This window comes from Streptomyces sp. NPDC047085, from assembly GCF_040643735.1.
GTDB lineage: Bacteria > Actinomycetota > Actinomycetes > Streptomycetales > Streptomycetaceae > Streptomyces.
Genome location: NZ_JBEYUW010000004.1, coordinates 89,104 through 115,561, shown reverse-complemented (window position 1 = coordinate 115,561; position 26,458 = coordinate 89,104). Strand labels below are relative to the sequence as shown.

At 72.2% G+C, this 26,458-nt stretch carries 16 protein-coding genes and 1 tRNA gene; 15 read left to right on the top strand and 2 right to left on the bottom strand.

What is annotated here, in order from left to right; translation table 11 throughout:
* Positions 1-14: 14 nt before the first annotated feature.
* A complete protein-coding gene (locus ABZ865_RS16020) occupies positions 15-2,525 on the bottom strand; it encodes a DEAD/DEAH box helicase (RefSeq protein WP_361230031.1) in 2,511 nt (836 codons plus the stop codon).
* Between the two features lie 82 nt (positions 2,526-2,607).
* On the opposite strand from ABZ865_RS16020, the gene bldG reads away from it, so the two are divergent.
* From bldG to ABZ865_RS15965, 11 genes are all read left to right on the top strand, one after another.
* A complete protein-coding gene (gene bldG, locus ABZ865_RS16015) occupies positions 2,608-2,949 on the top strand; it encodes an anti-sigma factor antagonist BldG (RefSeq protein WP_100827485.1) in 342 nt (113 codons plus the stop codon).
* Positions 2,950-3,103: 154 nt separating this feature from the next.
* Positions 3,104-3,541 carry an ATP-binding protein gene (locus tag ABZ865_RS16010; RefSeq protein ID WP_361230027.1) on the top strand — a complete coding sequence of 146 codons (438 nt, stop codon included), beginning with the start codon at positions 3,104-3,106 and terminating at the stop codon, positions 3,539-3,541.
* 316 nt (positions 3,542-3,857) lie between these two features.
* Entirely contained in the window at positions 3,858-6,266 is a 2,409-nt protein-coding gene (locus ABZ865_RS16005; protein WP_361230024.1) for a sodium-translocating pyrophosphatase, read from the top strand.
* 213 nt (positions 6,267-6,479) lie between these two features.
* The gene (locus ABZ865_RS16000; RefSeq protein ID WP_361230021.1) at positions 6,480-7,070 is read left to right on the top strand and encodes a small secreted protein; all 591 of its coding nucleotides are present in this window, start codon (positions 6,480-6,482) and stop codon (positions 7,068-7,070) included.
* 96 nt (positions 7,071-7,166) lie between these two features.
* Entirely contained in the window at positions 7,167-8,696 is a 1,530-nt protein-coding gene (locus ABZ865_RS15995) for a class I SAM-dependent methyltransferase (protein ID WP_361230018.1), read from the top strand.
* A gap of 361 nt (positions 8,697-9,057) precedes the next feature.
* Positions 9,058-9,255 carry a hypothetical protein gene (locus ABZ865_RS15990; RefSeq protein WP_361230016.1) on the top strand — a complete coding sequence of 66 codons (198 nt, stop codon included), beginning with the start codon at positions 9,058-9,060 and terminating at the stop codon, positions 9,253-9,255.
* 258 nt (positions 9,256-9,513) lie between these two features.
* Complete coding sequence (topA, locus tag ABZ865_RS15985) at positions 9,514-12,336, top strand: type I DNA topoisomerase (protein ID WP_361230013.1); 2,823 nt, start codon at positions 9,514-9,516, stop codon at positions 12,334-12,336.
* Between the two features lie 212 nt (positions 12,337-12,548).
* Positions 12,549-15,965: a dTMP kinase gene (gene tmk / locus ABZ865_RS15980; protein WP_361230011.1), complete on the top strand. Its 3,417-nt coding sequence runs from the start codon at positions 12,549-12,551 to the stop codon at positions 15,963-15,965.
* A 219-nt stretch (positions 15,966-16,184) separates the two neighbouring features.
* Complete coding sequence (locus ABZ865_RS15975; protein ID WP_361230008.1) at positions 16,185-17,390, top strand: DNA polymerase III subunit delta'; 1,206 nt, start codon at positions 16,185-16,187, stop codon at positions 17,388-17,390.
* A 316-nt stretch (positions 17,391-17,706) separates the two neighbouring features.
* A complete protein-coding gene (locus tag ABZ865_RS15970) occupies positions 17,707-19,320 on the top strand; it encodes an alpha/beta hydrolase (protein WP_361231172.1) in 1,614 nt (537 codons plus the stop codon).
* 108 nt (positions 19,321-19,428) lie between these two features.
* Positions 19,429-19,502: transfer RNA gene (locus tag ABZ865_RS15965), tRNA-Thr, on the top strand.
* A gap of 190 nt (positions 19,503-19,692) precedes the next feature.
* On the opposite strand, the gene ABZ865_RS15960 is transcribed toward ABZ865_RS15965, so the two are convergent.
* Entirely contained in the window at positions 19,693-19,995 is a 303-nt protein-coding gene (locus ABZ865_RS15960; protein ID WP_361230005.1) for a hypothetical protein, read from the bottom strand.
* A 244-nt stretch (positions 19,996-20,239) separates the two neighbouring features.
* Between ABZ865_RS15960 and ABZ865_RS15955 the strand changes: the two genes are divergently transcribed.
* From ABZ865_RS15955 to ABZ865_RS15940, 4 genes are all read left to right on the top strand, one after another.
* A complete protein-coding gene (locus ABZ865_RS15955) occupies positions 20,240-21,013 on the top strand; it encodes a GntR family transcriptional regulator (RefSeq protein ID WP_361230002.1) in 774 nt (257 codons plus the stop codon).
* Between the two features lie 7 nt (positions 21,014-21,020).
* The gene (locus ABZ865_RS15950; protein ID WP_361229999.1) at positions 21,021-21,611 is read left to right on the top strand and encodes a GNAT family N-acetyltransferase; all 591 of its coding nucleotides are present in this window, start codon (positions 21,021-21,023) and stop codon (positions 21,609-21,611) included.
* A gap of 124 nt (positions 21,612-21,735) precedes the next feature.
* Positions 21,736-22,629, top strand: a complete 894-nt coding sequence (locus ABZ865_RS15945) for a glycosyltransferase (protein WP_361229996.1) — start codon at positions 21,736-21,738, stop codon at positions 22,627-22,629.
* A 458-nt stretch (positions 22,630-23,087) separates the two neighbouring features.
* Positions 23,088-26,453 carry a BTAD domain-containing putative transcriptional regulator gene (locus tag ABZ865_RS15940; protein ID WP_361229993.1) on the top strand — a complete coding sequence of 1,122 codons (3,366 nt, stop codon included), beginning with the start codon at positions 23,088-23,090 and terminating at the stop codon, positions 26,451-26,453.
* The last annotated feature ends 5 nt before the right edge of the window (positions 26,454-26,458 follow it).

Here is a 26,458-nt window from a genome sequence, read left to right as displayed (position 1 = left end):
GCCGGCCGCCCGCCTCACTCCTCCCCTGGCTTCTCCTCTGCCGCCTCCACTGCCTCCTCCGCCTCCCCCGGCTTCTCCTCCGGCGCCTCCCGCAGCAGCACTGTGAGGAGCCGTACCGCCCCTCTCTTGTGCAGTGGGTCGTTGCCGTTGCCGCACTTGGGGGACTGGATGCAGGAGGGGCAGCCGGCCTCGCACTCGCAGGAGGCGATGGCCTCGCGGGTGGCGGCGAGCCAGGCGCGGGCCGTGTGGAAGGCGCGCTCGGCGAAGCCCGCTCCGCCGGGATGGCCGTCGTAGACGAAGACCGTCGGGAGGAGGGTGTCGGGGTGGAGGGGAATGGAGACTCCGCCGATGTCCCAGCGGTCGCAGGTCGCGAAGAGGGGCAGCATGCCGATGGAGGCGTGCTCGGCGGCGTGCAGGGAGCCGCCGAGGATCTCCGGGCTGATCCGGGCCTCGTCGAGCTGGTCCTCGGTGACCGTCCACCACACCGCGCGCGTGCGGAGCGTACGAGGAGGGAGGTCGAGTTTCGTCTCGCCCAGTACTTCACCGGTGATCAGACGTCTGCGGAGGAAGGAGACCACCTGGTTGGTGACCTCGACCGAGCCGTAGCAGAGGCGGCCGGAGCCCCAGGGGATCTCGGTGTCCGTCTCCAGGATGGAGATCGACGTGGTGTCGCGGGCGACCGTCGAGTACGGCGGGTCGGCCTGCTCGACCAGGGCCACCGAGGCCTCCAGGTCGAAGGAGCGCACCAGGTAGGTGCGGCCCTGGTGCAGGTGGACCGCGCCCTCGTGGACGGTGGAGTGCGCGGCGGCCGCGTCGACCGTGCCGAGCAGGCGCCCCGTGCCGGCCTCCACGACCTGCACCGGCGACCCGCCCGAGCCACGGATGTCGGTCAGGTCGGCGGCCCGTTCCCGGCGCGTCCAGTGCCAGGCCTTCGTCCGGCGGCGCAGCAGCTTCGCGGCCTCCAGCTGCGGCAGCAGTTCCGCGCAGGCGGGGCCGAAGAGCTCCAGGTCCTCCTCGGTCAGCGGAATCTCCGCGGCGGCGGCGCACAGGTGCGGGGCGAGGACATAGGGGTTGTCGGGGTCGAGGACGGTGGATTCCACCGGTTGGTCGAACAGGGCCTCGGGATGATGGACGAGGAAGGTGTCCAGGGGGTCGTCGCGGGCGACCAGGACCGCCAGGGCGCCCTGCCCGGAGCGGCCCGCGCGGCCCGCCTGCTGCCACAGGGACGCGCGCGTGCCCGGGTAGCCGGCGATCACCACCGCGTCCAGGCCCGAGACGTCCACGCCCAGCTCCAGGGCCGTCGTGGCGGCGAGGCCGAGGAGCTCGCCGGAGTGCAGGGCGCGTTCCAGGGCGCGGCGCTCCTCGGGGAGGTAGCCGCCGCGGTAGGCCGCGACACGCCCGGCGAGGGAGCGGTCGACCTCGGTCAGCCGCTCCTGCGCGATGACCGAGATCAGCTCGGCGCCGCGCCGGGAGCGGACGAAGGCGACCGAGCGGACGCCCTGGACGGTGAGGTCGGTGAGCAGGTCGGCCGTCTCGGCGGTGGCGGTACGCCGTACGGGTGCGCCCTTCTCGCCGTGCAGCTCGGTGAGCGGGGGCTCCCACAGGGCGAAGACGAGTTCGCCGCGCGGGGAGGCGTCGTCGGCGACCTCGACCACCGGCAGGCCGGTCAGCCTGCGGGCGGCGACGGCGGGCTCGGCGGCGGTCGCTGAGGCCAGCAGGAAGACGGGCGAGGCGCCGTAGCGCGCGCACAGCCGGCGCAGCCGGCGCAGCACCTGGGCGACGTGCGAGCCGAAGACGCCCCGGTAGGTGTGGCACTCGTCGACGACGACGTACTTGAGCGACTTCAGGAAGGAGGACCAGCGGGGGTGGGAGGGCAGTATGCCGCGGTGCAGCATGTCGGGGTTGGTGAGGACGTAGTTGGCGTACTGGCGGATCCACTCGCGTTCCTCGAAGGGCGTGTCGCCGTCGTAGACCGCCGGGCGGACCGCCGTGCCGAGGGGTTGTGAAAGTTCCTTCACCGACCGGCACTGGTCCGCCGCGAGCGCCTTCGTGGGGGACAGGTACAGGGCGGTGGCGCCGCGGCCGTTGGGGGCCTCGGAGCCGTCCAGGAGGGCGGAGAGGACGGGGACGAGGTAGGCGAGGGACTTGCCGGAGGCGGTGCCGGTGGCGACGACCACCGAGTCGCCGTCCAGGGCGTGCTCGGCGGCCAGCGCCTGGTGGGCCCAGGGGTGCTCGATGCCGCACGTCTGCACGGCCGCGATCACTTCCGAGCGAATCCGGTCAGGCCAGACGGCATGGCGACCCGCGCGCGGGGGCAAGTGCTCCGTATGAGTGATGCGCGCAGACCGGCTCGGCCCGGAGGCGAGCCGGTCCAGGACCGTGCCCGGAGACGGGCGCGATGCCGGGTCAGCCGGGGATCGATCGGATCGGTGATTCTTGGCCATCGGCACCGAGTGTGTCACTGGCTTGACGGACAATGGAGCCAAGGCGTCGTGCACGCCTGCCGGTAAGTGATTGAATGCCATCGCGGCTGGCGATGCGTCCCGGGGGCCGCAAGCCGAGGTGTCCCGAGGGGCGACCGCTCGATAGCAAGGTGCTGGAGGATCCGTGGACCTGTCCCTGTCGACCCGTACCGTCGGCGATCGTACGGTCGTCGAGGTCGGTGGCGAAATCGATGTATACACCGCGCCCAAGCTGCGCGAGCAGTTGGTCGAGCTGGTGAACGACGGGGCGTTCCACCTCGTCGTCGACATGGAGGGCGTGGACTTCCTCGACTCCACCGGACTCGGCGTGCTGGTCGGCGGCCTGAAGCGCGTGCGTGCCCACGAGGGCTCGCTGCGCCTGGTCTGCAACCAGGAGCGCATTCTCAAGATCTTCCGCATCACCGGCCTCACCAAGGTGTTCCCGATCCACACCTCGGTCGAGGAAGCGGTGGCGGCCACCGACTGACCCCTGGGCCGTCCGTGGGTCCGGGCCGGTGGGTCCGGACGCCGGTCGACCCCGCCCCGGGCCGGTGGGTCCGGGGCACGGAAGTTCATCAGGGGGTGCGGCTTTCGGCGGCCCCGCCTCCGCACCGCACGCCCGTAAGTCGCGAGGGGGATGCATGGCCACCGTCGAACTCCGCTTCAGCGCGCTGCCCGAGCACGTCCGGACCGCCCGGCTGGTGGCGGCAGCGGTGGCGCGCAGGGCCGGAGTGGACGAGGCCGCCCTGGACGAGGTCCGGCTCGCCGTGGGCGAGGCCTGCTCCCGTGCCGTGGGGCTGCACCAGGTCAATGACATCACCGCACCGGTGAAGGTGGCGCTGATCGAGGAGGAGAAACAGTTCTCCATCGAGGTCGGCGACGAGGCCCCGCACGCCGTGCCCGCCGAGCGGGTGGCCGGCGGAGCCGCCGCGGACGCCGACGTGGAGGCCGAGGAGGACGAGATGGGCCTCGCGGTCATCAGCGGCCTCGTTGACGACGTGAAGGTCACCACGGGCCAGAACGGCGGCCTGATCCGCATGTCCTGGCCGACCGTTCCACCGGCCACCGAACTCGTCTGAACCCGGCCGCGCGGCGCCGAGACCGCCCCGTACCACTCCTGGAGGGCCCTGCTGAGCAGGGCCTTTCTTGTTTTTTCCAGCACTCCGGGAATTCGTGAAGCAATTCACGATCAATAGCCCGATAATTCGATCAAGCATCAATGTGGCCGTCAATGCCTTTGGGGCGTTACCTCTTTCGGGTTCCGTGGCGTGTCCTCGATCATTTGCTGAAGTGGGCACGAAGGCCAATTCTGTTTACCGTCCCCTGTTTAGATCACTCGGGGGTACCTACAATCCGTCCACATCTTGAGCTCAGCCCAAGCGTCAAGGAGGACGAATGGCGGGGCTTTCTACCCCTCATCAGTTGGGCCACCCCACATCCCTCGCAGCCGCGGTCCTGACCGACGACAACCGGATCATCGTGGCGGTGATCGCGGCCGTGGCCCTGGCCGCGCTGGCGGTCGCGGGCGTCCTGGTGCGCCAGGTGCTGGCGGCGGGCGAGGGCACCGACAGCATGAAACAGATCGCCGAGGCGGTCCAGGAAGGCGCCAAGGCGTATCTCGCCCGGCAACTGCGCACGCTGGGTGTTTTCGCCGTCGTCGTGTTCTTCCTGCTCATGCTGCTGCCCGCGGACGACTGGAATCAGCGTGCCGGACGATCCGTGTTCTTCCTGATCGGTGCCGCGTTCTCGGCGGCCACCGGTTATATCGGCATGTGGCTCGCCGTGCGCAGTAATGTGCGCGTCGCCGCCGCGGCCCGGGAAGCCACTCCGGCCCCGGGCGAACCGGAAAAGGATCTCACCACCGTCTCGCACACCGCGATGAAGATCGCATTTCGCACGGGCGGCGTCGTCGGCATGTTCACGGTGGGTCTCGGCCTGCTGGGTGCCTCCTGTGTGGTGCTGGTGTACGCGGCCGACGCGCCGAAGGTGCTGGAGGGCTTCGGCCTCGGCGCCGCCCTGATCGCGATGTTCATGCGTGTGGGCGGCGGCATCTTCACCAAGGCCGCCGACGTCGGCGCCGACCTGGTCGGCAAGGTCGAGCAGGGCATTCCGGAGGACGATCCGCGCAATGCCGCGACCATCGCCGACAACGTGGGCGACAACGTCGGAGACTGTGCGGGCATGGCGGCCGACCTCTTCGAGTCCTACGCCGTCACCCTGGTGGCCGCGCTGATCCTCGGCAAGGCCGCCTTCGGCGACTCCGGACTCGCGTTCCCGCTGCTGGTTCCGGCCATCGGCGTCGTCACCGCCATGATCGGCATCTTCGCGGTCGCCCCGCGGCGCGCCGACCGCAGTGGCATGACGGCGATCAACCGCGGCTTCTTCATCTCCGCGGTGATCTCCCTGGCGCTGGTCGCGGTCGCGGTCTTCGTCTACCTGCCCTCGAAGTACTCCGACCTCGACGGCGTCACGGACGCGGCGATCCGGGGCAAGGACGGCGACCCGCGGATCCTCGCCCTGGTGGCGGTCGCCATCGGCATCCTGCTCGCCGCCGTCATCCAGCAGCTGACCGGCTACTTCACCGAGACCAACCGCCGCCCGGTCCGGGACATCGGCAAGACCTCCCTTACGGGCCCGGCCACCGTCGTCCTGTCCGGCATCTCGGTCGGCCTCGAATCCGCCGTCTACACCGCGCTGCTCATCGGCCTCGGCGTCTACGGCGCGTTCCTGCTCGGCGGTACGTCGATCATGCTGGCGCTGTTCGCGGTCGCCCTGGCCGGCACCGGCCTGCTCACCACGGTCGGTGTGATCGTCGCCATGGACACCTTCGGACCGGTCTCCGACAACGCGCAGGGCATCGCCGAGATGTCCGGCGACGTCGAGGGCGCGGGCGCCCAGGTGCTCACCAACCTGGACGCGGTCGGCAACACCACCAAGGCCATCACCAAGGGCATCGCGATCGCCACGGCCGTGCTCGCCGCGTCGGCGCTGTTCGGGTCGTACCGCGACGCGATCACCACCAACGTGCAGGACGTCGGGGCGAAACTCAGCGGTCCGGGCTCGCCGATGAGCCTGTCGCTGGACATCTCGCAGCCCAACAACCTCGTCGGCCTCATCGCGGGCGCGGCGGTCGTGTTCCTCTTCTCCGGACTGGCCATCAACGCCGTGTCGCGGTCGGCCGGTTCGGTGGTCTTCGAGGTGCGGCGGCAGTTCCGCGAGAAGCCAGGGATCATGGACTACACGGAGAAGCCCGAGTACGGCAAGGTCGTCGACATCTGTACCAAGGACGCCCTGCGAGAGCTGGCCACGCCCGGTCTGCTCGCCGTCATGGCGCCGATCTTCATCGGGTTCACGCTCGGCGTCGGCTCGCTCGGTTCCTACCTCGCGGGCGCGATCGGCGCGGGCACGCTGATGGCGGTGTTCCTCGCCAACTCCGGTGGTGCCTGGGACAACGCGAAGAAGCTGGTGGAGGACGGTCATCACGGCGGCAAGGGCAGCGAGGCCCACGCGGCCACGGTGATCGGTGACACGGTCGGCGACCCCTTCAAGGACACCGCGGGGCCGGCGATCAACCCGCTGCTGAAGGTCATGAACCTGGTCTCGCTGCTCATCGCGCCCGCGGTGATCAAGTTCTCCTACGGCAGCGACAAGAGCATCGGCGTAAGGATCGCGATCGCGGTCCTCGCGCTTCTGGTGATCGTGGTCGCGGTGTACGTGTCCAAGCGGCGCGGCATCGCCGTCGGCGACGACGACGAGAGCTCAGAGCGGGTCGCCAACTCGGCGGATCCGGCGGTGGTTTCGTAGGCCGTCCACGGAGGGCCTGCTCAACGGGTGGGCGGGTGGCGCGTACTGACGCGCCGCCCGCCCGTTCGCGTGTGTGGGCTCGCCCACGCCGTGAGCCTTCTCTCTCTTGGTGCATAGAGTCGCAAAATCGCACTTATAGTGCGTTCGGTGGCGGAGGCCCTCGGTCCGCCGTGTAGATTCCGTGGGCCGAGAGCCATGGAAGGGACCAATCCGGTGAACAAGAAGCTCGCGGCCGCACTGTCCGGCGGTGCGGTACTGGTAGTGGCGCTGTCGGGATGCAGCAGCAAGGACAGCGGCCCCGACCCCAAGCTGGTCGCCTGGGCCAAGTCGGTGTGCGACGCGGTGCCCGCGCAGGACGCGAAGATCCGGGCGGCGAACGCCTCGATCGCCAAGATCGCCACGGACAGCAACCTGCCGCCCAAGACCGCCAAGACCACGTACGCCCAGGCCTTCCAGGACATGGCCGACGGCTACAAGGCGATCGCCGCCGCGATCAGCGGCGCCGGGACGCCGCCCGGGGTGGACGGCGGTGCCAAGAAGCAGCAGGACGCCGTCAAGAACCTCAACAGCCTCTCCGCGTCGTACGCCGACCTGAAGAAGCAGGTCGACGGGCTCGACACCAAGGACCAGGGCAAGTTCGCGAAGGGTCTGCACGAGGTCGCCGACCAGACCAAGCAGATCGGCGAGCAGAGCAGCAGCGGCACGGCCGCGCTGAAGCGGCTGGAGGAGGGCGACGTCAAGGAGGCGATCGCCAAGCAGCCCAGCTGCAAGGTCAACGCGTCTCCGTCGGCGGCGACCGGCTGACAGCGGCGGACTCCCACGGGCGCACATGGTGGGCACCCACTGACACCGGCGCACGGCCCGCGCTGCGGCGGCCTCCGGCTGCCCTCGCGGGCCACAATGGGGGGCGTGACTGACTCAGGCCCCGCCCTCCTGCCCGCCTCCGACCGGCCCGACGTCGCCGCACGCCTGCGCGACGCCCTGCTCTCCGCCTCCTTCACCGCGGACGGCCTGCTCGACCTGCTCGGCGCCCCCGCGTACGCGGCGCTGGCCCGCAGCGAGACCGTGCCCGCGCTCCGGGCGACCCGCGGCGACACACCGCTGGAGACGCTCGTCCGGCTGTTCCTGCTCCAGCAACCGGTGCCCCACGCGCGCGTGGCGGCCGTTCTGCCGGTCGAGGACGCCCTGGAGGCCGGCTGGCTCAGGCGCACGGGCGGCGACGAGGTGGCCGCGACCGTGGACGTACGGCCCTACGGCGGCCCGGCGGGCGAGGACTGGTTCATCGTGTCCGACCTCGGCTGCGCGGTCGGCGGCGCGGGCGGCATCGGACAGCGCGAGGAGAGTGTCGTCCTGGGCGTCGGCGGCGCCTCCACGACCCTCGCCGGCATCACCGTCCGCACGCCCGTCGCCGCCGCGCTCGACCTCGGCACCGGTTCCGGCATCCAGGCGCTGCACGCCGTCCAGCACGCGACGCGCGTGACGGCCACCGATCTCAACCCGCGCGCGCTGCACATCACCGCGCTCACCCTCGCGCTCTCCGGGGCACCCGCCGCCGATCTGCGCGAGGGCTCGCTGTTCGAACCGGTCCGGGACGACGAGACGTTCGACCTCATCGTGTCCAACCCGCCCTTCGTGATCTCCCCGGGCGCCCGGCTGACGTACCGCGACGGGGGAATGGGCGGGGACGATCTGTGCCGCTCGCTCGTTCAGCAGGCGGGGGAACGGCTGAACGAGGGCGGGTTCGCGCAGTTCCTCGCCAACTGGCAGCACGTCGCAGGGGAGGACTGGCAGGACAGACTCAGGTCATGGGTGCCGCGCGGGTGCGATGCCTGGATCGTGCAGCGCGAGGTGCAGGACGTCACGCAGTACGCCGAGCTGTGGCTCCGGGACTCCGGTGACCACCGCGGGGACCCGGCGGAGTACCAGGCGCGGTACGACGCCTGGCTCGACGAGTTCGAGGCGCGCAAGGTCAAGGCGGTCGGCTTCGGCTGGATCACCCTGCGCAAGACGGGCGCGGCCGAGCCCACGGTCACCGTGGAGGAGTGGCCGCACCCGGTCGAGCAGCCCCTCGGGGAGGCGATCCGGGCCCACTTCGACCGCCTCGACTACCTCCGGGAGCACGACGACGCGGCCCTGCTGGAGGGCTACTTCAAGCTGGCCGCCGAGGTGGTCCAGGAGCAGGTCGGGCTGCCCGGCGCCGAGGACCCGGAGCACGTGGTGCTGCGCCAGCACCGCGGGATGCGCCGCGCCACGAAGGTCGACACGATCGGCGCGGGCTTCGCGGGCGTGTGCGACGGCACGCTGAGCGCCGGCCGCATCCTGGACGCCATCGCGCAACTCGTCGGCGAGGACCCCGTGTTGCTGCGCGACCGCACGCCGGCGCAGATCCGGCTGCTGGTGGAGCAGGGCTTCCTGGAGCCCGCGGGGTGAGTCGGGTCCGGTGCCTGGAGCCTGCGGGGGTGAGGCGGGTGCGGCGCCTGGGGCCCGCGGGGTGAGGTGGGTCCGGCGCGCGAGTCGGGCCACGGTCGCTCCGGCCGTCGTATCCGGGATCCCCGCGTCGTCGTAGCCGCGCCCGGATCATCGTCGTATGACGATGGCACGGGCCCCCGGCACGCCGCCGCCGGGAAGACGGCCGGAAAAATTCGGACGCCGGGTCCGGCCCGGGCTGCGTTCGGTCGTACGTTCGATGACGCCTCGGTCTTCCGTTCACCCCGATGTCGCCCGCCCGTCTCCCGCGCGTGCCACCCTCCCGCACGGGAGACGGGCGGACGACGCGGAAGGGGCGGGCGCGGTGGAGAGCGGACCGGCGATCTTCGCGGGAGTGGTGTTCGCCCTGTTCGGGGGCGCTCTGCTGGTGTGGACCGGCACTCGGGTCCGGCGGCACGAGCCGGTCGCCCAGGGTGTGAACCAGGTCGCATCGGCCACCCTCGCCGGCGCCGTCGGAATCGTCGCGCTGGGGCTCGGCGCGTACTGCCTCACCCGCCTCTGACGTCGGCGGGCGTGATTCCGCCCGGGTCAGGGGAGCACCACGCTCCGGACATGGGGCGAAGACCTGCCGTGCGGTCCGGGCGGCAGGAATGCCGGTAGTCGGGTTACCGTTCGAGTGGCCGTTGTGGGCTTTTCCCGTTTGACACGGGGGCGGGATGTACCGTCACACTCCGCAGCGTCACACGAGCCAGAAGCACGCCGCGACCCCGGGACCAAGGCCCTGGGGAGGCCACAGCGTCGACCGGAGAGAAGAGCGAAGTTGTCCCCGACCAGCGAGACCGCACAGGGCGGCCGCCGACTCGTCATCGTCGAGTCGCCTGCCAAGGCGAAGACGATCAAGGGCTACCTCGGCCCCGGCTACGTAGTCGAAGCGAGCGTCGGGCACATCCGTGACCTTCCCAACGGCGCCGCGGAGGTGCCCGAGAAGTACACCGGCGAGGTCCGCCGCCTCGGCGTGGACGTCGAGCACGACTTCCAGCCGATCTACGTGGTCAACGCCGACAAGAAGGCGCAGGTCAAGAAGCTCAAGGACCTGCTGAAGGACTCCGACGAGCTGTTCCTCGCCACCGATGAGGACCGGGAGGGCGAGGCGATCGCCTGGCACCTCCAGGAGGTCCTCAAGCCGAAGATCCCCGTCAAGCGGATGGTCTTCCACGAGATCACCAAGGACGCGATCCGCGAGGCCGTCGCCAACCCGCGCACCCTCAACCAGAAGCTCGTCGACGCCCAGGAGACCCGCCGCATCCTCGACCGCCTCTACGGCTACGAGGTCTCGCCGGTCCTGTGGAAGAAGGTCATGCCGCGCCTGTCGGCCGGCCGTGTCCAGTCCGTCGCCACGCGACTCGTCGTGGAGCGGGAGCGCGAGCGCATCGCGTTCCGTTCCGCCGAGTACTGGGACCTGACGGGCACCTTCGCGACCGGCCGCGCGGGGGACTCCTCGGACCCGTCGTCGCTGGTCGCCCGCCTGCAGACGGTCGACGGCAGGCGGATCGCGCAGGGCCGCGACTTCGACTCCCTCGGGCGGCTCAAGAGCGAGAACACCCTCCACCTCGACGAGGCGAACGCCCGCGCCCTCGCCGCCGCGCTGGAGAACACGCGCTTCTCCGTGCGTTCCGTCGAGTCCAAGCCGTACCGCCGCTCGCCGTACGCCCCGTTCCGTACGACGACGCTGCAGCAGGAGGCCAGCCGCAAGCTCGGCTTCGGCGCGAAGGCGACCATGCAGATCGCGCAGAAGCTGTACGAGAACGGCTACATCACGTACATGCGTACGGACTCCACGACGCTGAGCGACACCGCGATCGCCGCGGCCCGCGCCCAGGTCACGCACCTCTACGGCGCGGAGTACCTGCCGGACGCCCCGCGCACGTACGCCGCCAAGGTCAAGAACGCACAGGAGGCCCACGAGGCGATCCGCCCCTCGGGTGATCGTTTCCGCACGCCCGCCGAGACCGGCCTCACCGGTGACCAGTTCAAGCTCTACGAGCTGATCTGGAAGCGGACCGTCGCCTCTCAGATGAAGGACGCGACCGGGAACAGCGTGACCGTGAGGATCGGTGGCACCGCCGCCGACGGCCGGAACGTCGAGTTCACCGCCTCCGGCAAGACGATCACCTTCCACGGCTTCCTGAAGGCCTACGTCGAGGGCGCCGACGACCCGAACGCTGAGCTGGACGACCGCGAGCGCCGGCTGCCGCAGGTCGCCGAGGGTGACGCGCTGGCCGCCGAGGAGATCACGGCCGACGGCCACGCCACCAAGGCCCCGGCCCGCTACACCGAGGCCTCCCTGGTCAAGGAGCTGGAAGAGCGCGAGATCGGCCGCCCGTCGACGTACGCGTCGATCATCGGCACGATCCTCGACCGCGGCTACGTGTTCAAGAAGGGCACGGCCCTGGTGCCGTCCTTCCTGTCCTTCGCCGTGGTCAACCTCCTGGAGAAGCACTTCGGGCGGCTCGTCGACTACGACTTCACCGCCAAGATGGAGGACGACCTCGACCGCATCGCCCGCGGCGAGGCCCAGTCCGTGCCGTGGCTGAAGCGCTTCTACTTCGGCGAGGGCGTCGACAACGGCAGCGCGGCCGAGGCCGGCAACGGCGACGGCGACCACCTCGGCGGCCTCAAGGAGCTCGTGACCGACCTGGGCGCGATCGACGCCCGCGAGGTGTCCTCGTTCCCGGTGGCCAACGACATCGTGCTCCGTGTCGGCCGCTTCGGCCCCTACATCGAGCGCGGCGAGAAGGACACCGAGGAGCACCAGCGCGCCGACATCCCGGCCGACCTGGCACCGGACGAGCTGACCGTCGAGCTGGCCGAGAAGCTGCTGGCCGAGCCCAGCGGAGACGTCGAGCTGGGTACCGACCCGGACTCCGGCCACGCGATCGTCGCCAAGAAGGGGCGTTACGGCCCCTACGTCACCGAGGTGCTTCCCGAGGGCACGCCGAAGACCGGCAAGAACGCGGTCAAGCCGCGCACCGCCTCCCTCTTCAAGTCCATGACGCTGGAGACGGTGACCCTCGAGGACGCGCTCCGGCTGATGTCGCTGCCGCGCGTCGTCGGCACCGACGCCGACGGTGTGGAGATCACCGCGCAGAACGGCCGCTACGGCCCGTACCTGAAGAAGGGCACGGACTCGCGTTCGCTGCAGTCCGAGGACCAGCTCTTCACGATCACGCTGGAGGAGGCCCAGGCGATCTACGCCCAGCCGAAGCAGCGCGGTCGGGCCGCCGCCAAGCCGCCGCTGAAGGAGCTGGGCGAGGACCCGGTCTCCGGCAAGCCGGTCGTGGTCAAGGACGGCCGCTTCGGCCCGTACGTCACCGACGGTGAGACCAACGCGACGCTGCGTTCTGGCGACAGCGTCGAGGCGATCACCCCGGAGCGCGGCTTCGAGCTGCTCGCCGAGAAGCGTGCGAAGGGGCCCGCCAAGAAGACGGCGAAGAAGGCCACCGCGAAGAAGACGGCTCCGGCGAAGAAGACCGCCGCCAAGAAGACGGCGGCGAAGAAGACGACGACGGCCGCCAAGAAGACCGCTGCGAAGAAGACGACGGCCGCCGCGAAGAAGACAGCGGCCTCCAGCACGGAGGACTGAGGCGCGGAGGGCTGAGGCGCGGAGGCACGGAAGGCAGAGGCGCGGAGGCACGGAAGGCTGAGGCGCGGAGGCACGGAAGGCTGAGGCGCGGAGGGCTGAGGCTCGGACTCGGGCTTCGCGAGTGCGCGCCTCGGCATCGCTTTGGTGTCGGGGTGGGCTCGGGTCCGGGTGACCGGGGCCGTGGTGTCGGTGGCTGCCGATAGGCTGAACGCATGACGCGAGCCGAGCAGCCAACGGCCCCCACCACCACACCGGACGACGCCCTGGTAGCGGATTCCCGCGAGCGCGCCGTCCGTTCACTGCTGCGCCGACCCGAGCTGAGGCGCCTGTGGAGCGCACAGCTCGTGAGCGGTGTCGGCGACGCCCTGGCGCTGCTCGTGCTGGTCGTCCTCGTCCTTCAGGCGGCCATCGCCGAGGGGTCGTTCGGCGGGGGCTACCGAGGCGTGGCGTTCGCAGTGGCGACGGTCTTCGCCGCGCGCGTCCTCGCCACCCTGCTCTTCGGCGCCGTCCTCCTCGGCCCGCTGAACACGCTCACCGCCCAGGACGGCCCGCTCGACCGCCGCTGGACGATGGTGGGCGCCGACGGCCTGCGCGCCGCGCTGCTGATCGTCGCGCCCCTGTGGATCGACTGGACCCCGGACAACGCGCTCGCCGTCCTGCTGGTCACCGCCTTCGTCGCCGGTGTCGCCGAGCGGCTGTGGACGGTGTGCCGGGAGGGCGCGGCCCCCGCCCTGCTGCCCGCGCCGCCCCCGGAAGGCGCGACGGTACGGCCGCTGCCGGACCACCTGGACGCCCTGCGCCGCCTCGCGCTGCGGACCAGCTTCCTGGCCGTCCCGCTGGCGGCGGCCACCCTGGTCGTCGCCGGCCTGCTCAACAACCTGCTCGGCACCGGCGTCGCCTGGTTCGACCAGCACCACGCCGCCCTCGGGTCGTACGTGGCGGCGGGGCTGTTCGCCGCGTCCCTGTCCGTGCTGACCGCCCTGGAGCTGCCCGGCACCCGCACCCCCCGCGCGCGGTCCCCGCTGGAGGGCCTGCGCCGCCCGCGCACCGGCACCGGCGTCGACAAGGGCCGTACGGGCGCCGTCCCGCTGCTCGTCACCGCCAGTGCCGCCGTGGCCGGCGCCATCGCGGCCGCCGTCGCCGTGTGCGTGCTGCACGCCACCGACCTGGGCGGCGGCCCGGTGCTCTACGGCCTGCTGGTGCTCGGCCTGACCGGTGGCGTCGCCGTCGGCATCCGTACGGCGCCCGCACTGCTGCCCTCGCTCTCTCGCCGCCGGCTCCTCGCCCTCGCGATCGCCTTCACCGGTGTCGCCCTGCTGGCCGCCGGACTGGTCCCGGACGTGACCACCGTCCTGCTGATCGTCACGCTGGCCGGCGTCGCCGCGGGCGTGGCCGCGAACACGGGACACGCCCTGCTCGACCAGGAGACCGAGGAATACCGCAGGGCGCGCGTCACCGAGCACCTGCACGCGGTGGTGCGGGTCTTCATAGCGCTCGGCGCGCTGGTCGCCCCCGTGGTCGCCGGGCTCATCGGCCGGCACCGCCTGGAGAACGGCAGGTTCGTCTTCGCTCACGGCGGCGCCTCGTTCACGCTGATGCTGGTCGGCGCGCTGCTACTGCCGGTGGCCGTGCTGGTGCTCGCCAAGGTCGACGACCGCTCCGGGATCCCGCTGCGGCAGGACCTCAAGGACGCGCTGCTCGGCGGCGACGACCCGGTCACCGCCCCGGCCGCGACCGGATTCTTCATCGCCCTGGAGGGCGGTGACGGCGCCGGCAAGTCCACCCAGGCCGAGGCCCTCGCGGAGTGGATCCGCGCCAAGGGCCACGAGGTCGTGCTCACCCGCGAGCCGGGCGCCACCCCCGTGGGCAAGCGGCTGCGCTCGATCCTGCTGGACGTGTCCTCGGCGGGCCTGTCGCACCGCGCGGAGGCGCTGCTGTACGCCGCCGACCGGGCCGAACACGTCGACACCGTCGTACGGCCCGCCCTGGAGCGCGGCGCGGTCGTCATCTCGGACCGCTACATCGACTCGTCCGTCGCCTACCAGGGCGCCGGACGCGACCTGTCCCCGACCGAGATCGCCCGCATCAACCGCTGGGCGACCCACGGCCTCGTCCCGCACCTCACCGTCCTGCTGGACGTCTCCCCGGAGGCCGCCCGCGAGCGGTTCACGGAGGCCCCGGACCGCCTGGAGTCGGAGCCGGCCGAGTTCCACGCGCGCGTGCGGGCCGGTTTCCTCACCCTCGCCGCCGCCGACCCCGGCCGCTATCTGGTGGTCGACGCCGGCCAGGACCCCGAGGCCGTCACCACCGTGATCCGTCATCGGCTCGACACCGTGCTGCCGCTCTCCGAGGCCGAGATCAAGGCCCAGGAGGAGGCCCGGAAGAAGGCCGAGGAGGAGGCGCGCCGCAAGGCCGAGGAAGAGGCCGCCCGCAAGGCCGAGGAGGAGCGGCTGGAGCGCGAGCGCCAGGAGCAGCTGGCCCGGCTGCGCGCCGAGGAGGAGGAGCGCAAGCAGCGCGAGCTGGAGGAGGCGCAGCGCCGCGAGGCCGAACGGCAGGCGGAGGAGGCCCGGCGGCGTGCCGAGGAGGCGCACCGGCGTGCCGAGGAGGAGCGCAAGCGGCTGCTCGCGGAGGAGAAGGCCCGCGCCGAGGAGGAGGCCCGCCGCAGGGCCGAGGAGGAGCGGCGGCGCAAGCAGGCCGAGGAGGAGGCCCGGCTGCGCGCCGAGGCCGAGGCCCTGCGCCTGGAGAAGCAGCGCCGGGCCGAAGAGGCTCTGCTGCGTGCCGAGCAGGCCCGCCGGCAGGCGGCCGAGGCCGCGTCGGCGGCCGACGCGGCGGCCCGCCGCCCGGGCGCACCGCAGTCGGCGGTACCGGGTGTGACCCCGGACGCGGCGACCGTGCCGGCGCCGGTGGTCTCGCCCGGCATGGGGGAGCCAGACCGCCCGCGCAGGCCGGAGGCCTCGGCGGGTGCGGAGGAGACGGTCCCGACGCCGGTCGTGTCCCCGGGTACGGACGAGACGACGGTGCTGCGGCCGGTGCGCGAGGAGCGGGACGCGGACGCCAAGGACGCCGAGAGCGACACTGGCGCCCAGAACGACACGAACGCCGCCGGCCGGGGTGGGACGGACCCGAGAGGCGGGGCGGATCCCGACTCCCAGGTGACGGCGGAGCTGCCGCAGCCGCCGGACGCCCCGGGCGCGGCGGACGAGACCACGGTGCTGCCGTCGGTCACCCCGGGTGCCGCCGACGAGACGACGGTGCTGCCGCCTGTCTCGGACACGGCCGCCGACGAGACGGCCGTGCTGCCGCCGGTGTCCCCCGGCGCCGCCGACGAGACCGCCGTACTGCCTCCCGTGCGGGGCGAGGCGCCGACGGACCGGGTACCGCAGGGCTTCTTCCGGGACGAGCGGCCCGCCGCGGGTCCTGACGGCTCCGAGGACCGCACCCGCGAGATGCCCCAGCTCGGCGCCGACGGCAGGCCCCGGCGCCGTCCGCGCCCCGACTGGGCCGAGGAGACCCCGCTGGACGACCTGCCGTCGCTGGCGGACGAGCTGCTGGGCTCGTACGACGAGCGGGAGTACGGCGACCACGAAGACCCGGACCGCCGGGGGAGGGGCCGGGGCCGACGCGGCTGAGCGAGGACACCGGGCGGTGCCCGTCGGAGCGATCGAAGGCTTCGGCGGGCGCCGCTCTGCGTCCGGGTGGGTCTTGGCGGATCCGGGCGGGTCCTGGCAGGGCCGGCGGGACTGAGCACCGCGCGGGACGCCGGGCAGGTCCTGTTGGTCCTCGCTGTCAGTGCCCACCCGCACAATGGATCCCGGAACACGGAATGTGACGGAAGGGCGGCGTGACCCATGAGCGTGTGGGACGACCTCGTCGGGCAGGAGAAGGTGAGCGCGGTGCTCGAAGCAGCCGCGCGGGACGCCGACGCCCTCGTCACGGCCGCCGCGGCGGACGAGCCGCTGCCGGAGGCGTCGAAGATGACGCACGCCTGGCTGTTCACGGGCCCGCCCGGCGCGGGGCGGAACCAGACGGCGCGTGCCTTCGCCGCCGCCCTGCAGTGCGTGAGCCCCGACCGTGCCCTCGGCGGAGCCCCTGGCTGCGGCTTCTGCGACGGCTGTCACACCGCGCTGCTCGGCACCCACGCGGACGTCACCACGGTCGCCGCCGTGGGCTCCGAGATCCTGGTCAAGGACATGCGGGACACGGTCCGCAAGTCGTTCACTTCCCCGGCGAACGGCCGCTGGCAGATCATCCTGGTCGAGGACGCCGAGCGGCTGAACGAGAAGTCGGCCAACGCCGTCCTCAAGGCCGTGGAGGAGCCCGCCCCCCGCACGGTCTGGCTGCTGTGCGCCCCCTCCATCGAGGACGTCCTGCCGACCATCCGCTCCCGCTGCCGCCACCTGAACCTGCGCACGCCCACGGTCGCCGCCGTCGCCGACATGCTCGTACGTCGCGACGGCATCGAGCCCCAGGTTGCCGAGGCGGCCGCTCGCGCCACCCAGGGCCATGTCGACCGGGCCCGCCGCCTCGCCACCGACCCGGCGGCCCGCGAGCGCCGCGCCGCCGTGCTCAAGCTGCCCCTGCGCCTGGACGAGGTCGGCGCGTGCCTCAGGGCGGCCCAGGAGCTGGTCGACGCGGCGTCCGAGGACGCCAAGCAGCTCGCCGAGGAGATGGACGGCAAGGAGACGGAGGAGCTGAAGGCGGCGCTGGGCGCGGCCCAGGGCGGCCGGCTGCCGCGCGGTACGGCGGGCGTGATGAAGGACCTCGAGGACATGCAGAAGCGCCGCAGAACCCGCACACAGCGCGACAGCCTGGACGTCGCCCTCGGCGACCTCACCGGCTTCTACCGCGACGTCCTCGCCCTCCAGCTCGGCTCCCGCATCGCGCTCGCGAACGAGGACGCCGAGGACGCCCTGGCGCGGATCGCCCGCGGCAGCTCCCCGGAGTCCACCCTGCGCCGCATCGAGGCGATCGCCGCCTGCCGAGAGGCCCTGGACCGCAACGTGGCCCCGCTGCTGGCCGTGGAGGCGATGACGATGGCCCTGCGGGCGGGCTGAACCGAGGCCTGCGGGGGAAGTGACCCGAGGCTTGCGGGCGGGCTGGAGCCGAAGTCTGCGGGTGGGGTGAGCCGAGGCTTGGGGGCGGCTAGAGCCAAGGCCGGCGGGCGGCCTGGGCCGAGGTCTGCGGGTGGGGTGAGCCGGGCGTACGGTGGTTGACGCACGGCGTCCCTCGTACGAGGCCACCGTCCGTACGTTCGGCATCCATCCCATCGCCCAGGGTTACGCTCGCCTGATGCAGACCAGGCCATCGCCCCGCCGCTCCGCCCGGCCCCCGCGGACGCTCCGGACGCCCCGGATCGCTCCGCTCGCCGGGATGCTCCGCGCCCCCGGACCCCGTCCGACCCCGACCCGTGCCCGCACCCGCGCCACGGCGCGCGTCACGGCGGCCCTCCTCGCGGCCGCCGCGCTGCTGGTGTCCGCGTGTTCCTCCGGGTCCTCCGGGAGTTCGAGCACGTCGGCCGGCGGGACGGCGGAGGCGGCGCTGGCCGCGCTGCCGCCGGCGACACCGTCGGCGCTCGCGCCGTACTACAAGCAGAAGCTGAGCTGGCACAGCTGCGGTGCCCCTGGCTTCCAGTGCGCGACGATGAAGGCGCCGCTCGACTACGCCAAGCCCGGCTCGGGGGACGTCAAGCTCGCCGTCTCCCGCAAGAAGGCGACCGGCAAGGACACCCTCGGCTCGCTGCTGGTGAACCCGGGCGGCCCGGGCGGCTCGGCGGTGGCCTATCTCCAGCAGTACGCCGGCATCGGCTACCCGGCCGAGGTCCGCGCCGGCTACGACATGGTCGCGGTGGACCCGCGGGGCGTCGCCCGCAGCGAGCCCGTCGAATGCCTCGACGGGCACGGGATGGACACGTACACGCAGACGGACGTCACCCCCGACGACCAGAAGGAGACGGACGCGCTGGTGGGCGCGGACCGGACGTTCGCCGAGAGCTGCGGTGCGCACTCGGCGCGGCTGCTGCGGCACGTCTCCACCGTCGAGGCGGCGCGTGACATGGACATCCTGCGGGTGCTGCTCGGCGACAAGAAGCTGAACTACGTGGGCGCCTCGTACGGCACGTTCCTCGGGGCGACGTACGCCGGGCTGTTTCCGCAGCGGGTGGGGCGCATGGTGCTGGACGGGGCGATGGACCCCTCCCTCGACGCCCGCAGGCTCAACCTGGGCCAGACGGCAGGCTTCGAGACGGCGTTCCAGGCGTTCGCGAAGGACTGCGTACGGCACTCCGACTGCCCGCTCGGCGGCAGGGGCACGACACCCGCCCAGGTCGGCGACCACCTCAAGGCCTTCTTCCGCAAGGTCGACGCCCACCCCCTCCCGGCGGGCGACGCGGGCAAGCGCAAGGTCGGCGAGTCGCTGGCCACCACCGGGGTGATCGCGGCGATGTACGACCAGGCCGCCTGGGAACAGCTGCGCGAGGCGCTGACCTCGGCGATGAAGGACAACGACGGCGCCGGCCTGCTCGCCCTCTCCGACAGCTACTACGAGCGGGACGCGAGCGGCCGCTACAGCAACCTGATGAGTGCCAACGCGGCCGTGAACTGCCTGGACCTGCCGCCGGCCTTCACTGGCCCCGAGCAGCTGAAGAAGGCCCTGCCCGCGTTCGAGAAGGCGTCCCCGGTGTTCGGCGACAGCCTGGCCTGGGCCACGCTGAACTGCACGTACTGGCCGGTGCGGGCCACGGGTGAGCCGCACCGCATCGAGGCGAAGGGCGCGGCCCCCATCGTGGTGGTCGGCACCACCCGCGACCCGGCGACCCCCTACCCCTGGGCCCAGTCCCTGGCCGCCCAGCTCTCCTCGGGACGCCTGCTCACGTACGTCGGCGACGGCCACACCGCCTACGGCCGCGGCAGCGCCTGCATCGACTCGGCGATCGACACGTACCTCCTCCACGGCACCCCACCGGCCCGCGGAAAGCGCTGCTCCTGACTCTCCCCGCCGGCCCCGGCCCCCTGGGCGCCGGGGCTGGTACGAAGCACCCCCGGAAACTGTGTAGACTTACCGACGTTGCTGATCGCACCATAGTGCGGACAGCGTGCCGCTTTAGCTCAGATGGCCAGAGCAACGCACTCGTAATGCGTAGGTCTCGGGTTCGAATCCCGAAAGCGGCTCCGGCGAAGGCCAGGCCACGTAGTTCGTGGCCTGGCCTTTTGGTTTTCTTGATCGAGCTTGGTCGAACTTCGTCGACCGGACCCGATCGAAGGCACGCGAGCGTCTCGGCCTGGTCGGCGGTCGCTCCAGCGTGCCGAAGAGGGTGGCTCAACGTGGGAAGCCGTGCCGGCCGCCCACGTGCGGGCGCACCTAGTGCCGGCGAAGCCCAGGGGCGACCAGCACGGCCATGCCAACACCGCGCGTGGCGGTGACGGGCAGAGGCAGGGGAAGGTCGCGGGCGTCCGGCCGGGCGCCGGCCGGCTTCGCTCCGTCGAGCGCCGGCGGCGGTGCGGTCTCGCAGGCGGTCCGCGCGATCTCCGCCTTCACTTCGGTGTCGGTGGCGGGCAGATTCGGGTCGGTGGCGGACATGCAGGTGTGGTTGGCGGACATGTTCGAGTCGGCGGTGAACACGTACGGGTCGGTGGTGAACGGGTACCGGCGGGTGATGCTCATGCGGCACCTCCCGGCCTCGGCCAACCGCGGGCGCGGTAGCAGCCCTGAGGAGTGACGATGTGGCTCATGGGGTGGTGATCTCCGTTGCTCTCCGTCGTTCTCCGGCTTTCCTTCGACGCTGTCGGTGCAGGTCAGCTTGTTGGTACAAGCTGATGAAGTAATCCTCTCGCGACGCACCGTGAGCAGTCAAGGATTCCGGTACCACCTGTACCAACAAGTTGCACGACTGGGTCATGATGGCGACATGAACAAGCAGCCGAAGTATCGGCAGGTGGCCGACGTCCTGCGTCGCGAGATCGTGGACGGCGTGCACGCACCGGGATCGCGGCTGCCCTCCGAGAGCGAGCTGCAGCAGCGTTTCGGCGCCTCCCGGAACACCGTCCGCAGCGGGCTGAGCCTGCTGGTCGGCGAGGGGCTGATCACGTCCAGCCAGGGGCTGGGATACGAGGTCAGGTCGCACGAGGTGTTCGAGCTGAACGCGTCACGCTTCGAGAACCTGACCTTTCCGTACAACGGCGACGCGTACAACACGGACGTGACGAACGCGGGCCGGCGCCCGCACCAGACCTGCCGCGTCGAGATGCTGCCGGCCTCCGCGGAGGTGGCCGAAAGGCTCAGGGTCCCGGCGGGTACGACGACCGTCCTGCGGTTCTGTCACCGCTATGTGGACGACGCCCCCTGGTCCACCCAGGCGACCTACTACCCGTCCTGGCTCGTGGAGGAGACGCCCCGCCTCGCCGAACCGGGAGACATCGACGAGGGAACGACGCGATACCTGGCCGACCGGGGCATCGCGCAGGTCGGGTACTTCGACGAGATCGCGGCCCGCATGCCGACGCCCGAGGAGGCGCGCCTGCTGGAGATCGGCGCCGGCGTCCCGGTGCTGCTCTGGACGCGCACGGGCTACTCGGCGGACCGGCCCGTCCGCTGCACCGTCACGACGTTCCGGGGCGACCTGAACCGCATGACCTACGAGATCGGCGAACTGTCCGCCCGGAGCGAGAACGAGCCGCAGTGAGACCACGGTGAGAATCGTCCCCGCCGAGCCCGAGGACGTCTCCGCGCTGCTCGCCTTCCGCGAGGAGGCGGCGGCGTGGCTGTCGCGTCTCGGCACGGATCAGTGGCAGCGTCCGTACCCTGCCGCCAAGCTCCTGGAGACGATCGAGGCCGGGACCGTCTTCATGGTGAGGGACGACGACGTCACCGTCGCGACCATCACGCTGACTCCGGAGGCGGAGGACGGGCTGTGGTCCGAGCGGGAACTCGGCGAAACGTCCCTCTTCGTCAACAAGCTCACCGTGGCCCGTACGCACGCCGGCCGGAACCTCGGCGGACGGCTCCTGGACTGGGCCGGTGACCGGGCGTTCCGCGGCGGCGTCAAGTGGCTGCGGCTGGACGCCTGGACGACCAACGAGGGTCTGCAGGAGTACTACCGGCGTCAGGGATTCGCGCACGTCCGGACGGTGCGTGACGGCGTCGCGGTCAACGGCGGGCCGCGTGTCTCGGGGTGGCTGGCGCAGCGGGCGACGCGGCCCGCCGAGCACGGCTTCGCCGAGGAGCCGGTGGGCAAGGAGCCGAGTGGCCGATGGGCAAGGAAATGTGTGGACAAAACCTGAGCAAAAGGGCGTCCAAATGAATGGGCGTCAGGCGAACCGGCGGATCTGAGGCAACATCTTGGTGAACGGCGAGCACCCCGTGGTCAGGGCGGGGTGCCGCCGCCGGCCGGATGGGGTGAGGGACATGGCGCAGCCGAGGATCGCCGTCGCCGTGGTGACCATGGGCAACCGGCCCGCCGAGGTCGACGCCCTGCTGGAGTCCGTGGCCAAACAGGACGTGGCTCCCGACCGGATCGTGATTGTCGGCAACGGCTGCCGGCTGCCCGAGTTCGCCCGACGGCTCTCCCTGCCCGGCGAGGTCACCACCATCGACGTCGAGGAGAACCTGGGCTGCCCGGGCGGCCGGAACGTCGCCCTCGCCCGGCTGCGCGCGTACGGCGACATCGACGTGGTCGTGGAGCTGGACGACGACGGGCTGCTCGTCGACGCCGACGTGCTGCGGCGGGTGCGCGAGCTGTACGCGGCCGACCCGCGCCTCGGCATCGTCGGCTTCCGTATCGCCGACGAGCACGGGGAGACCCAGCAGCGGCATGTGCCGCGCGTGGGCAAGTCCGATCCGATGCGCGGCGGCTACGTCACCGGCTTCCTCGGCGGTGGCCACGCCCTGCGCATGGAGATGCTGGCCGAGACCGGGGACTGGCCCGACGCGTTCTTCTTCGCGCACGAGGAGACCGATCTCGCCTGGCGGGCCGCCGACGCCGGCTGGAAGATCCGCTACGTTCCCGAGCTGCTCCTCCAGCACCCCAAGACCTCGCCCGCCCGGCACGCCATCTACTACCGCGTCAACGCCCGCAACCGCGTCTGGCTCGTCCGGCGTCGGCTTCCCCTGCCGCTCATCCCGGTTCACCTCGGCGTGTGGACCCTGCTCACCCTCGCCCGCACCCGGTCGGCGGCGGGGCTGCGGGCCTGGTTCGGCGGGTTCGTGGAAGGACTGCGGGAGTCGGCCGGGGAACGCCGGCCCATGCGCTGGCGGACGGTGTGGCGGCTGACCCGCCTGGGACGCCCGCCTGTCATCTGAGTGGGTGGCGAAGGGCGACGGGAGAGTCGCGGGTCACCGAACTGGTCGCCGGGCCGGTCACCGGGCTCGTGGGCGCGGGACGGGGCCCCGGTCGTTCACCTCCGCCGACCGGGGCCCGATGGACGCCCCCGGATCCGGTCTGCGGCGACACTCCCCCGAGTTACGCGATATTCGCGCGCGCCGTCGGACCGGATCCGATGGAATGATCACACCAGGACCCACCAACGGATCGCTAACATGTGGCCAATGGTTCGTCCGTCGGTCGCGGACCGGTTGGCCGGAAGTCGCCCGTCGGCGACGGTGACAGGCCCGGACCCTAACGGAATCCGGCCCCGACCGGCAGAGGGCGGATGGCGGAAATCCGCTGAGGAAGGGCGGAATTCCGCCAGGAACGGTGGACACCCGTCCGCCGCGGAGCACGGTCGGACAGGGCCGCGCGGAGAGGCTGGAGCGGCGTGATGCGGCGGTGCGAGCTGCGGTTCGGACTGCTGGGACCGCCCGTCCTGTACGACCGACAGCCGTACGGGATTTTGTACGACACCTCCCGCCATCCCGCCTTCGACGCCGGCTCCGCCGCTGCCTCCGAGGGCACCCCTGTCACCCCTGTCACCCCCGGCACTCCCGATACCCCCGACCAGCTCGTCCGGTCCATCGGCAGCCCCAAGGTGCGCGCGCTGCTCGCCGCGCTGCTGCTGGAGGCCGGCCGGGTCGTGTCGGTCGAGTCACTCAAGGACGCCCTGTGGGGCGGGGCGCCGCCGGTCTCCGCGCAGGCGTCGCTGCACAATCACGTCGCCCGGCTGCGCCGGCTCCTCGACGACTCGGAGCGGCTCAGGGCCGTACCACCCGGCTATCTGCTGCGAGTCGACGACGGCGAGCTGGACGTGCACGTGTTCGACGCCGCAGTTGCCGAGGCGCGGGCCGCGCATGCCCGCCGGGACTGGGCGGGCGTCGTACGCGCCTGCACCGGCGGACTGGCGCTCTGGCGCGGCACACCGCTCAGCGGACTGCCCGCGGACTTCGGCGGCTACGCCCTCGTGCAGCGCCTGTCGGAGGCGCGGCTGCTCCTGCTGGAGTGGCGTTACGACGCCGAACTCGCCCTGGGCGGGGCCCGGCTGACCGGGCTCGTGCCCGAGCTGGCGGCACTCGTCGCCGAGTATCCGCTGCGCGAGCCCTACCACCGCCAGCTGATGCTCGCCCTCCACCGCACCGGCCGCCAGGCCGAGGCCCTCGCCGTCCACCGCGACCTGCGCACCCGCCTGATCGAGGAACTCGGCATCGAGCCGGGCCCGGCCGTCCGCGACGCCCACATCGAGGTACTCCGCGACTCGGTACCACCGCTGAACACCGACCAAGGAGCGGAGAGCAACCCCGCCCCGGAAGTGGGCACCCCCCACAACGCACCCGAACCCCTCCGGGCCCCGACCACCGACAACACCCGCACGCCCGCAGCCGATTCGCTGACTCACCTCGCTCCCGCACCCGCCGACGGCGATTCCAACCCACAGGAGCCACACGCACCCGACGGCGAAACTGTCATGGGTGGCGCGGGTGCGAAATCCATCCCAGCCGAAGGCCGCGCAACCCCCGCCCCCGCCCAACTCCCCCCACCCCCGGCCAACTTCACCGGCAGAGCCACCGAACTCGCCGCCCTGCAGCAAACCCTCACCGTCGGCGGAAACCATCTCGCCGTGATCAGCGGCATGGCCGGCATGGGCAAAAGCGCCCTCGCCCTGCACGCCGCCCACACCCTGCGGAACCGTTTCCCCGACGGCCAGCTCTACGTCAAACTGCACGGCGCAACCCCCGGAGTGGCCCCCCTCACCCCCGCCCAGGCTCTCTCCGCCCTCCTCCGCGACCTCGGCGCCGAACCCCGCACCATCCCGGAACACCCGGACGCCGCCTCCGCGTTGCTCCGCTCGTTGCTCGCCCCGGCCCGCGTCCTGCTGGTCCTGGACGACGCGGCGAGCGCCGCCCAGGTACGACCCCTGCTCCCGGCCGGACCCGGCTGCGCGGTGATCGTCGCCAGCCGCTCCCCGCTGGCCGCCCTGGACGGCGCCCGCCGCTTCCCGCTCGGCCCGCTGACCGGGGAGGACAGCGCCGCGCTGCTGCGCGCGGTGAGCGGACGCGAGGGACTCGACGCGGGCCATGCGCTCGTCGAGCTGACCGGCAGGCTCCCCCTCGCGCTGCGCGTCGTCGCCGCCCGGCTGGCCGCCCGCCGCGCCCTCAACCCGGATGTACTGGCCGGTCAACTGGCCGCCACGGAGGGCCGGTTGCACCACCTGGAGTACGACGACCTGAGCGTCCGCCGCTCCCTCGCGGTCGCCCATGACGCCCTTGCCGCCGCCGAACGGGAGGCCGACCGGGACGCCGCCCTCGCCCTGCGCCGCCTCGGCGCGCTCGACCTGCCGACCTACGGCGCCCCCCTGGTCGCCCGCCTGACCGGCACCGACGAACGCCGTGCCGAGGCCGCGCTGGACCGCCTGGTCGACGTGGCCCTGCTGGAGGAGACGGCGTACGGCCGCTACACCCCCCACGACCTCGTCCGCGACTTCGCCCGCGAACTGGCCACCACAAACCCGAAGCCCGCCGCCGACCTCCCCATCTCCACCGACCTCCACACCCCGACCGGCTCCGGCTCCCCGGGCCCGGCCCCCACCGGCCCCGACACGCCGGGCCCCGCCCCCACCGACCCCGATCCCGAGCTCGCCGCCCTCCGCTGGTTCGCCGCCGTCGCCGAGCGGGCTCTCGTCGCCATCGTGGAGCCCGGGCTCGACCAGGACGACCGGCGGCGGCCCACCTCCGCCCAGCCCCCGGAGCACGCCGCGGACGTGGCGGCCCTGCGGCACTTCCACTCCGCGGAGGAGGCGTTCGCCTGGGGGGACGTGGAGCTGGAGAACATCGTGGCGCTCGTGGAGCGCAACGCGGACACGACCGACGAGTGCCGGGCCGCGTACCTCTCCACGCTGGTCCGGCTGTTCTTCCCGTATGCGCGGCGCAGCGGCCGGGTCGCCGAGATGGAGGTGCTGGGGCAGTCCGCGCTGGGCGCGGCGCGGCGGCTCGGGGACGCTGCGGCCGAGGCGTACGCGCTGAGCGACCTCGCCGGCGTGCACTTCCTGACCGGCCGGCAGAACGACGCCCTCGCCCTCACCGACCAGGCCCTGGACATCTGGCGCCGACTCGGCATCGTCTCCTGGATCCGGCGCTGCCTGAACAACCGGGGCCTCCTGCTGGAGGGGCTCGGTCGCTTCGCGGAGTCCGGGGACGCGCTGCGGCAGAGCCTGGAGTACTCCCGGCGGCTGGACGATCCCTACGGCGAGGCCGTCACCCACAGCCACCTCGGCAACCTCTACGAGCACACCGACCCGCGCGCCGCCATCGAGCAGCACCGGCGTTCACTGGCGATCGGGGACGCGATCGGCGCGGTCATCGTCCAGCACTCGGCGCACTGCAACATCGGCTACGCCCATCTCAGCCTCGGCGAACCGGCGGCCGCCGCCCAGCACTTCGAGGAGAGCCTGCGCATCCTCGGCGGCCACGGCGACTGGCACGGCGAGTCCCAGACCCGGCTTGGCCTGGTCCGCGCGCTGCGGCAGCTGGGGGAGACCGAGCGGGCCACCGGCGAGTGCGCCGAGCTGCTGCGCCGGGCCGACGCCCGCGCCGACCGCTACATCGGCGGTCTCGCCCGCCACCAGCTCGGTCTTCTCCTGTGCGAGCAGGGGCGCCGGACGGAGGCGCAGGACGCCTGGCGCGCGGCCCTCGCGGCGCTGGACGGCACCGACGAGCAGGCGCTGCTGGAAGAATTGCGGGCTCTCCTGGACGGCTGAACTCC

Coding starts and splice junctions, on each gene's coding strand:
- ABZ865_RS16020 (WP_361230031.1), bottom strand. CDS start 2,525: ATGGCATTCAATCACTTACCGGCAGGCGTGCACGACGCCTTGGCTCCA.
- ABZ865_RS16010 (WP_361230027.1), top strand. CDS start 3,104: ATGGCCACCGTCGAACTCCGCTTCAGCGCGCTGCCCGAGCACGTCCGG.
- ABZ865_RS16005 (WP_361230024.1), top strand. CDS start 3,858: ATGGCGGGGCTTTCTACCCCTCATCAGTTGGGCCACCCCACATCCCTC.
- ABZ865_RS15995 (WP_361230018.1), top strand. CDS start 7,167: ATGGGGGGCGTGACTGACTCAGGCCCCGCCCTCCTGCCCGCCTCCGAC.
- tmk (WP_361230011.1), top strand. CDS start 12,549: ATGACGCGAGCCGAGCAGCCAACGGCCCCCACCACCACACCGGACGAC.
- ABZ865_RS15975 (WP_361230008.1), top strand. CDS start 16,185: ATGAGCGTGTGGGACGACCTCGTCGGGCAGGAGAAGGTGAGCGCGGTG.
- ABZ865_RS15970 (WP_361231172.1), top strand. CDS start 17,707: ATGCTCCGCGCCCCCGGACCCCGTCCGACCCCGACCCGTGCCCGCACC.
- ABZ865_RS15960 (WP_361230005.1), bottom strand. CDS start 19,995: ATGAGCATCACCCGCCGGTACCCGTTCACCACCGACCCGTACGTGTTC.
- ABZ865_RS15955 (WP_361230002.1), top strand. CDS start 20,240: ATGAACAAGCAGCCGAAGTATCGGCAGGTGGCCGACGTCCTGCGTCGC.
- ABZ865_RS15945 (WP_361229996.1), top strand. CDS start 21,736: ATGGCGCAGCCGAGGATCGCCGTCGCCGTGGTGACCATGGGCAACCGG.
- ABZ865_RS15940 (WP_361229993.1), top strand. CDS start 23,088: ATGCGGCGGTGCGAGCTGCGGTTCGGACTGCTGGGACCGCCCGTCCTG.